This is a genomic window from Streptomyces azureus (assembly GCF_001270025.1).
GTDB classification, from domain to species: domain Bacteria; phylum Actinomycetota; class Actinomycetes; order Streptomycetales; family Streptomycetaceae; genus Streptomyces; species Streptomyces azureus.
The window spans coordinates 1-8,201 of record NZ_DF968419.1; the positions used below are offsets into that span (position 1 = coordinate 1).

Consider the following 8,201-nt stretch of genomic DNA (forward strand, 5'->3'; position numbering starts at 1 on the left):
GTCCCCCTACTCCGTGCAGCCCTGCCGGCCGGACGCGAGCGTGGCGCAGGCCTTGGCGTCGGCGGCGTTCTTCACAGACACCATCGGGGTGTACGCGATGGTGTCGCCGGCGACGGTGATGTTCCCGGTCTGCTTCGCCTTGCCCGCGCTGACCTGGACCTCGTCGCCCTGTGCCGCCTGGGTGATACGTCCCCAGGCCGCCTTGCAGGTGTCGCTGTAGCGGACCTCGACCACGGTCGTGCCGACGGTCGCGGTCTGGGCCGTGGTCACCAGGTCACCACTGCACCCCATGCTCTCCGCGTCCTTGCCGGTGCAGCTGTCGCCGCTGCACTTCACGCCGGGCGGCAGGTCCGGGTTCGTGCTGGCGGCCGGCGTGGACGACTTGGTGCCGCCCTTGGCCTCGTCGTCGCCACCGCCACCGGTGAGGTAGAACGCGCCGGCGATCACCACGAGCACGCCCACGACACCCGCGAGGAACGTCGCGGTCCGCCGCTTGCCGCCAGGACCACCAGAGCCGCCAGTGCCACCGGCACCACCGGCACCCGCCGGGACGGCGTCCTGCGGCGGTGTGCCGTGCGAGGCCGCCCCGGCGCCCGGTGTCCGGACGGTTCCGGGACCCGAAGCGGGCGTGGAGCCGGTTCCCGTCCCGGCGGTACGCCCGCGGCCCTGGGCAGGGCCCTGGTACCCGGCCACTCCCCACGAGTTGGCCCCGGTCGAGCCGCTCCGGCCGCCGCCGTCCTCCCGTACACCGCTGCCGGTGGAGTCCTGCACCTCGGGGGCCGTCGGCTGCGGCGGCACGGTCGGAGCCACACCTGCCGGGCCCGCGATCCCCGGCGTGGCCGTGGCGCTGCCGCTTCTGCGGGCCGGCCGGCCGCCGCCCGCGGAGGCCGACTTGCCGTCGCCCTTGGAACCGGCCGAGGGGCTCCCGAAGTCCTGCCCGCCGAACTCCCCGAGCGCGGCGCGCGCCTGGGAGATCCGTATGGCCTCCATCGTCATGTCGTGCCGCATCTCCGAGCGGCTCCAGGCGCGCTCGGCGAGCTCCCACATGGTGGTCAGGTGCACCGGGTTGGTCTCGGTGACCTCGGCCAGCGCCACGATCGCGCCCTTGGGCGCGAGCAGCCGGCCGTTCAGATAACGCTCCCACGACGTCTTGCTGTAGCCCGTGCGGTCCGCCACCGACGCGATGCTCAGACCGCTGCGGTCCACGAGTCTGCGCAGCTGGCTGGTGAACTCCCTGATCTGTGGATCGAGCTCATCCGGCAAGGCCCTCCAACGAGGCATTGCGTCCCCCCTCTTCCCCCCGGTACGTGCTGTTATTACCCGCGCTGTTCGCCCCGCGCGTCGGCGGCCTTGGCCGAGTCCCCGTTCTGGCTACCCACAGGGATGCGTCCACTCAGGATCTCAGTTCCCTGAGCGGGGGCGCACAGAAGCGCAGGAGCCGCGCGCGATACACCCTGGACCGTCCCGATTGTCCATGCCAGCCCCGTGGTTGCACCAGTTCGTGCCGAATCTGCCGGAGGAAGTACCGGAACCAGTACCGGAACCGTCACTTCCGTGCCACAGCGCACTGACAGCCGTTGAACAGGCTCTTCGCCGTGCAGGAGGGTTAGCCGTGGCGGCGGCCCGTCCTTCCTCGGGGGAGAGGACGGACCGCCGTCCGGTCACTCGCTGGTGACCGTGAAGTGCAGCGTGTCCTTCAGGAACGGGATCTGGAGCCAGGGGTCCGGCTGCGCCATCATCGCCAGCAGGACGATCGCCAGGCCCATGACGCCGTACGTGACGATGTCCGTGAACCGGGAGCGGACGGCGAGCATGCCGACGTCCGGCAGCAGCCACCGCATCGCGCCACCGCCCAGCAGGGCGATGCCGATCAGCAGCGTCCCGAGCCGGAACTGACCGAACGCGGTCACCAGCAGCCCGAGTCCGACCAGCCCCAGCACGGCGAGGACGGGCCACTGCCGCGCCGGCGCGAACGCGTCCCCGGACGCGGCCCGGCCACCGCCCTCGGGCCGCGCGGTGTCCTTGGTGAACAACGGAAAACGCCGGGTGACCCGCCGCGGCCGCCCCTCGGCATCGGGCGCGCTGACGGGATCCCGCACGGTGAGATCGTCGCCCTCCACCCGCACCCCCGGGTCGGCGTCACCGTCGCGCGCACCCGGCGCGTCCCGCTCGCTCTGCACGGCCTGCGCGCTCCGGCCGGCCTGAGTGCCCTGCGCGCCCGCGCCGCTCTGCGCACTCCCGCCGCTCGACACTCCGGCAGCGCTCGGAACGGCGGACGGGGCACCCAGGGCGTCCCGCCCGCCCCGGCCGGCCGGAGCGCCCTCCGCGCCCGCACCGTTCTGCGCGCTCCGGCCGGCCGACGCACTCTCCGCGTTCCCGGCGCCCGAGGCGCTGCCCGCGCTCCCCGCGTCCCGTTCAGCCGACACTGCGCTCCGCCGCCTCGACCACGTTGACGAGCAGCTGGGCGCGGGTCATCGGGCCGACTCCGCCGGGGTTCGGGGAGATGAAGCCGGCGACCTCGGCCACGTCGGGGTGGACGTCGCCCACGATCTTGCCCTCGGCGCTGCGGGAGACGCCGACGTCCAGGACGGCCGCGCCCGGCTTGACGTCCTCGGCGCGGATCAGGTGGGCGGAACCGGCCGCGGCGACGATGATGTCCGCGCGCTTGAGGTGCGCCGACAGGTCACGCGTGCCGGTGTGGCACTGGGTCACGGTCGCGTTCTCGCTGCGCCGGGTCAGCAGCAGCGGCATCGGCCGGCCGATGGTCACACCCCGGCCGACCACCACGACCTCCGCGCCCTTGATCTCCACGCCGTAGCGGCGCAGGAGGGTCAGCACGCCGTTGGGGGTGCAGGGCAGCGGGGCCGGCTCGTTCAGGACCAGACGGCCGAGGTTCATCGGGTGCAGGCCGTCCGCGTCCTTGTCCGGATCCATCAGTTCCAGGATGCGGTTCTCGTCGATGCCCTTGGGCAGCGGCAGTTGCACGATGTAACCCGTGCACGCCGGGTCCTCGTTCAGCTCGCGGACGGCCGCCTCGATCTCCTCCTGCGTCGCCGTGGCCGGCAGCTCGCGCTGGATGGAGGCGATGCCGACCTGCGCGCAGTCACGGTGCTTGCCGGCGACGTACTTCTGGCTGCCGGGATCGTCCCCGACCAGGATCGTGCCGAGGCCGGGCGTGACGCCCTTCTCCTTCAGCGCCGCCACGCGGGCGGTCAGATCGGACTTGATCGCGGCTGCGGTGGCCTTGCCATCGAGAATCTGGGCGGTCATGACCCCATCCTCGCGGATGACCCGCCCACGGTTCCAATCCGGCCGCAATCCGGGCACCACGGGGCCCGTCCTCCCGTATCCGCCCATGATCAGCGATGTTGCACTTGCACAACACATCGGGAATGCGGCTGGACAAGCCCGTCAGTGGTGGAGAACGATGACCTGACAAGTGCCGCGGGCAGTTCAACGGGGGGACGGCCGCAATCTGAAGACATGTCCTCCGTACGGATGCCACGCGTCGTCCCCGCACTCGGACCAACGGAGGAAAGCCCCCATGAGCTACGGCGACCCGAACAACCCCTACGGCGCTCCCCAGGGACAGCCGCAGCAGCCGCAGCAGCAGCCGGGCTACGGCTACCCGCAGCAGCAGGGGCAGGCGCCCGGTTACGGCTACCCGCAGGCCCCTCCGGTGTCCCCCTACGGCGGGCCCGCCGCGCCGACGACGATGCCGGGCTCGGTGAACGCGGCACGCGTGATGATGTGGGTGATCGTCGGTCTGCAGGTCATCGCCGTGGTGATCCTCGGCCTCGGCGCCGCGGCCCTCAACGCCGCGAAGGACGACGCGTCCCTCAAGGACAACGTCGCCTTGCAGGACCTGGTCGGCGATTCGACCGGCCTGATCTGGGGCTACGTGGTGTTCGGCCTGGCCTGGCTGGTGTTCGCGGCCGTCCTGGCGACGAAGTTCAAGAACGGCGGCAACGGCGCCCGCATCACCATCCTGGTCTTCGCCATCATCACCGCCGTCCTCGGCATCTACCCGTTCATCCTCGTGGGCCTGGTGCACACCGTCCTGGCCATCCTGGTCGCGGTGTTCGTCGGCAATGCCAACGGCAAGGCCTGGTTCAACCGACCCCGTTACTGAACGGACCCCGGCGAGCGGACCAGTTCACGCCAATCACACCCAAGGGCCGTGCCTCACCCGTACGAGGGGGCACGGCCCTGGTGCGTCGCCCTAACCTGACGGTGGCAGCTGTCAGGCACGGGGAGAGCACCTTGTACAGCATCATCGTGGTACCTCCGCCGGCCTCGGAGGACCAGCGAGACCGCAGCCAGATCCGACTCGCGCCCGGTGAACGCCTCACGTTCGGCCGGTCCGCGCACGACAACGATCTCCGCATCACCCACGACGGAGCCTCCCGCCGGGCCGCTGAGATCACCGCGCACGGCGCCTTCTGGATCCTCAGCAACCTCGGCCGCGAAGGCCGCCGGCACCGGCCACCGCTCCTTCCGCCAGCCCCGCCCGCGCCCGGCCCGCCGCCGCTCCCGCCGTACGGCGGTCCTGGCGGCCGGTGTCGCCGCCGCCCTCGGCTGCGGCGTCGCCACCTGGGCCGATCCCGGCGACGACGGCGGGAGCAAGGCCGGTGAGACCCGCAAGGTGACGCCCGCCACCTACGGCACCTGCGAACTCCGCACCGACAAGGCGTACCGGTGGCCTACCGGCGGCCCATCGTCGACTCGGCCCACGACTGCGTCCAGCCGGAGCTCACCCCGGCGCTCATCACCGCGACGCTGAAGGTCGAGAGCGACTTCGACCCCGACCTCTCCGACCGGGACGCGGGCGAGGAGGGCGAGTACGGCATCGCCCGCTGGACCTCGAGCATCCTGCGCTGGTGGATCCGCGCCGACGGCGTCCCCGCGAAGGGGCCCCAGGCCGCCGCTCACCCCCTCCGAGTCCGTCCCGGCCATGGCCCGCTACCTGTGCTTCATCGAACCGCGCCTGGAACAGACCGGGTTGTCCGGCGACCGGCAGGTGCTGGTGGCGGCCGCCTTCCGGACCTCGGCCGAGACCGTGAACAACGCGGGCGGTGTTCCCCCGAAGTACCGCGACCACGCCGCCCACGTCGCTCACTACCTCAAGGAGTACGCCCCGCCCGGTAAGAAGTGACCGGCCGGAGACCGCTGCGCCGGTGCCGCTTTCTCTCACCAACCCTTCACACACGCGCTGTATCAGGCGCGATGCTTCGTACTCGTTCAAAAACGTCCCATACCCTTCCCCTCGTCGGACCGGGGGCTGCGCCCCCTGGCGTCACAGGAGGAGGGGGACGACTCCATGTACAGCGTCATCGTCGTACCACCGATGTGCGGCAGCGCGGAGGGGCAGGTCAGGATCGCCGCGGGCGAACGGCTGACGTTCGGCAGGGCCGGGACGGACGGCGGACTCGTGATCGACCACGAAGGGGTGCCCCGGGTCGCCGGGGAGATCACGGCACACCGCTCCTTCTGGCTGCTGAGCAACCTCAGCGAGGACCAGACCTACGTGGTGGAGAACCCGGAGGGCGCGGGAGAACACCTCAAGATCGCGCCGGGCCGCATGGAAGCCCCGGTGCCGTTCGAGTTCTCGCGGGTGGTCCTGCCCGCCGCGGGAGACCTGCTCACCTTCGACGTGTGGGCGCCACGCCACGCCTTCCGCAGCGCCGACCGCCGGGCACTCCCCGGCGCCGCCACGGCACCGGCGTTCGCTCTGGACCGCACCAGCCGGTATTTCGCGGTGCTGGCCGCCCTGTGCGAGCCCCGGCTGCGCGGGGAGCCGCACGCGCCGCTTTTGGCGGTGGAGCAGTTGGTGGAGCGGTTGCGTGGCGTCTGGCCGACGGTCACGCGGTCCGCCGTGTACTGGAACATCGACTACCTGGCCCTCAAACTCCGGCTGCGCCCCGGCCCCGACACCGCCGAGCCCGGCCTGCGCGTCAACGGCAAGAAGGAGTCACTGGTCTCGCTCGCGCTCCGCTTCGACCTGGTCCGCGAGGACGACCTGGTGGTGCTGGCCGCCCCGGCCGGCGAGGTGGTCCGATGACCGGCCAGTCGTACGCCGTCCCCGTCCCGAAGGGCTACCGGGTCGGCCCGTGGGAGGTGCGCGAGGCTCTGGCCTCCGGCGCGTTCGCCACCGTGTACGCGGCGCGGCTCGTCAAGGAAGGCGATCCTGAGATGCCCAGCCGAGCCGCCCTGAAGTTCCTGCCCACCGGCACCCGCACACCTCGGCAGTTGCGGCACATGCGCGAACTCGCCGAGCGAGAGGTGGAGTTGCTGGAGCGCCTGCGCGCGCCCCGGCTGATCCGCATGTACGACACCCTGACGGTCGACGATCCGGGGCACCCGGAGCTGGACGGCGCCACCGTGCTCATTCTGGAGCAGGCCGAGGGCTCCCTGGACGACGTACTGGAACACGAGCCGAAGCCGGAGTCGGGCCCGGCCCTGCTGGCCCAGGTCTGCGAGGGCCTGCACCAGCTGCACCACGCGGGCTGGGTGCACGGTGACCTGAAGCCCGCCAACGTGCTGCTGCTGAAGGACGGCTCGGTACGACTGGCCGACTTCAACATGGCGGCGGAGCTGGAGGGCACGCACGCCTACACCCCGGCCTTCGCCACGCCCGACTACACCCCGCCGGAGCTGCTGTGGCCCGAGATCGACGAGCGCGGCACGCGCATCCGCCCCACCGCCGACGTCTGGGCCTTCGGCGTCCTCACCCATGTCGTCCTCACGAACTCCTTCCCGTTGCCGGGCGGCAGCACCGAGGCACGTACCGACGCGGCGATGCGCTACGCGCGCGGCGCAGAGGAGTTGCGGCTGTCCCCCGAACTCCCCGAGGCCTGGCGGGAGATCGTGCGGGACTGTCTGGCCCCCACTCACCTGGAGCGCGTCGCCCGGGTCCCGGACGCCGGGGCACTCCTGCGCCGGGTGGAAGACGCGGCCGGGGCCTCCCGCTCGGCCCGGCTGCCGAGGCTGCGGCCCCGGCGGTGGCGGCGTCCGGTGCTGGTCGCGGCGGTCGCGGCGGTGGCGATGCTGGGCGGGACGGCGGTGACGTACGCGTTGATCGACGAGACCCCCGTCGCCGCGGCCCCACCCAGCTGCGAGAAACCCGCGGTGTACGAGGACGAGAAGTACGGCCCCGGCTACACCGCCGGCTGGAGCAGTACCTGGGACTTCACCGTCGCGCGGGGCGATGGTGGCAGCCAGGTGCGCGAACTCCAGTGCCTGCTCCGCCATCTGCACGGCATCACCGAAGTCGGCGAGGTGGACGGCGACTTCGGCCCCTTGACCCACGGCGCCGTCGTCACCTTCCAGAAGCGGGCGGGGCTGGACGCGGACGGGATCGTGGGGTCGGAGACGTGGAGCGCGTTGCGCAAAGCCGACGAGGTCTGATCAGCGTGGCGCAGACGGGCGTCGCGGGGGGAACCTGAAACATTCCAGGGTCCCGTAGGCACCGGAAGGCGGCATTTCCGTTGCCGGGTGCAGGGGAGCGCTCGCAGACTGGAGTCATCCGGGAGTCGGCCCTACGGGGGTGCGGGATGGCCGGGCGCGACGAGGAACACATCACCGAGCAGCCGGAACCGACCGAGGTCGACCCGCCGGCACCTGCCCACCGCCCCGCGCACCTCCTCCTCGCACTCGCCCTCGGCTGTGCGGCGGTCCTCGCCTGGTACGCGGCATTCCCGCTCACGGACGGGCTGCCCGCGGCGCGGGCCGACGACTACGGTACGGCGGCCTGGTTCCCGCGTGCGTTGGCCGTCGGGGCGGCCGTCGTCCTCGTGCTGTCGATGGGGCGGCGGGGCGGAGCGCTCGCAGCGGGAGTGCTGGCGGCGCTGGCGGGCGTCATCGGGCTGGCGGACTACCTGACCTGGCGTCACCCCGAGGTGACCAACTGGCCCGTGCCGACACCGATGGAACTGCGACCCGCCGCTCCCCTCGCCCTGGCGCTGATGTGCGGGGCTGTCGTCCTGCTCTGCGTCCCGCTCGCGCTGCGGCGCAGGCCGTGGTTCGGGACAGCGGAGGCGGCGGCCGGGCGGGCTGGTGCGGTACGCCGCCGTATCCAGCAGGTGATGGTGCTGCTGATCGTCGGCTGCCTGCTGGGCGGGGTACTCGGGGGTGCCGGATCGCTCAGTGCCGCGCTGGTGCGGGGCGAACGGGAGACGCTGACCCTGCCGCCCCAGGAGGTG

The 8,201-nt window shown here is 72.1% G+C and carries 9 protein-coding genes and 1 pseudogene; 6 read left to right on the forward strand and 4 right to left on the reverse strand.

Features of this window, described 5'->3' with window-relative positions; translation table 11 throughout:
- Window positions 1-6: 6 nt before the first annotated feature.
- The 3 genes from AOQ53_RS34565 to AOQ53_RS34575 all read right to left on the reverse strand — a co-directional run bounded on the left by AOQ53_RS34565 (window position 7) and on the right by AOQ53_RS34575 (window position 3,270).
- Complete coding sequence (locus tag AOQ53_RS34565; RefSeq protein ID WP_059423422.1) at window positions 7-1,263, reverse strand: helix-turn-helix domain-containing protein; 1,257 nt, start codon at window positions 1,261-1,263, stop codon at window positions 7-9.
- A gap of 398 nt (window positions 1,264-1,661) precedes the next feature.
- Window positions 1,662-2,252, reverse strand: coding sequence for a DUF3017 domain-containing protein (locus AOQ53_RS34570; protein ID WP_408055222.1), 591 nt, complete (start codon window positions 2,250-2,252; stop codon window positions 1,662-1,664).
- 163 nt (window positions 2,253-2,415) lie between these two features.
- Window positions 2,416-3,270: a bifunctional methylenetetrahydrofolate dehydrogenase/methenyltetrahydrofolate cyclohydrolase gene (locus AOQ53_RS34575; RefSeq protein WP_059423424.1), complete on the reverse strand. Its 855-nt coding sequence runs from the start codon at window positions 3,268-3,270 to the stop codon at window positions 2,416-2,418.
- A 274-nt stretch (window positions 3,271-3,544) separates the two neighbouring features.
- On the opposite strand from AOQ53_RS34575, the gene AOQ53_RS34580 reads away from it, so the two are divergent.
- Window positions 3,545-4,132, forward strand: a complete 588-nt coding sequence (locus AOQ53_RS34580) for a hypothetical protein (protein ID WP_059423426.1) — start codon at window positions 3,545-3,547, stop codon at window positions 4,130-4,132.
- A gap of 131 nt (window positions 4,133-4,263) precedes the next feature.
- Window positions 4,264-4,470 (forward strand): annotated as a pseudogene (locus tag AOQ53_RS46935) (FHA domain-containing protein); the annotation flags it as partial.
- A 233-nt stretch (window positions 4,471-4,703) separates the two neighbouring features.
- Here the strand turns inward: AOQ53_RS46935 and AOQ53_RS48250 are convergent.
- On the reverse strand, window positions 4,704-4,871 hold the full coding sequence (locus tag AOQ53_RS48250) for a hypothetical protein (RefSeq protein ID WP_408055220.1): 168 nt from the start codon (window positions 4,869-4,871) through the stop codon (window positions 4,704-4,706).
- A gap of 83 nt (window positions 4,872-4,954) precedes the next feature.
- Here AOQ53_RS48250 and AOQ53_RS48255 point away from each other — a divergent pair, with 83 nt between their 5' ends.
- The 4 genes from AOQ53_RS48255 to AOQ53_RS34600 all read left to right on the forward strand — a co-directional run.
- A complete protein-coding gene (locus AOQ53_RS48255) occupies window positions 4,955-5,155 on the forward strand; it encodes a hypothetical protein (protein WP_408055221.1) in 201 nt (66 codons plus the stop codon).
- A 165-nt stretch (window positions 5,156-5,320) separates the two neighbouring features.
- Window positions 5,321-6,061, forward strand: a complete 741-nt coding sequence (locus AOQ53_RS34590; protein WP_059423428.1) for a hypothetical protein — start codon at window positions 5,321-5,323, stop codon at window positions 6,059-6,061.
- Entirely contained in the window at window positions 6,058-7,407 is a 1,350-nt protein-coding gene (locus AOQ53_RS34595; protein WP_059423429.1) for a serine/threonine-protein kinase, read from the forward strand. Before AOQ53_RS34590 ends, AOQ53_RS34595 begins: the two co-directional genes overlap by 4 nt.
- Before the next feature lie 146 nt (window positions 7,408-7,553).
- The coding region (locus AOQ53_RS34600; RefSeq protein ID WP_059423431.1) for a hypothetical protein at window positions 7,554-8,201 on the forward strand (648 nt) is incomplete at its 3' end.

Coding starts and splice junctions, on each gene's coding strand:
- AOQ53_RS34575 (WP_059423424.1), bottom strand. CDS start 3,270: ATGACCGCCCAGATTCTCGATGGCAAGGCCACCGCAGCCGCGATCAAG.
- AOQ53_RS34580 (WP_059423426.1), top strand. CDS start 3,545: ATGAGCTACGGCGACCCGAACAACCCCTACGGCGCTCCCCAGGGACAG.
- AOQ53_RS48250 (WP_408055220.1), bottom strand. CDS start 4,871: ATGCTCGAGGTCCAGCGGGCGATGCCGTACTCGCCCTCCTCGCCCGCG.
- AOQ53_RS48255 (WP_408055221.1), top strand. CDS start 4,955: ATGGCCCGCTACCTGTGCTTCATCGAACCGCGCCTGGAACAGACCGGG.
- AOQ53_RS34590 (WP_059423428.1), top strand. CDS start 5,321: ATGTACAGCGTCATCGTCGTACCACCGATGTGCGGCAGCGCGGAGGGG.
- AOQ53_RS34595 (WP_059423429.1), top strand. CDS start 6,058: ATGACCGGCCAGTCGTACGCCGTCCCCGTCCCGAAGGGCTACCGGGTC.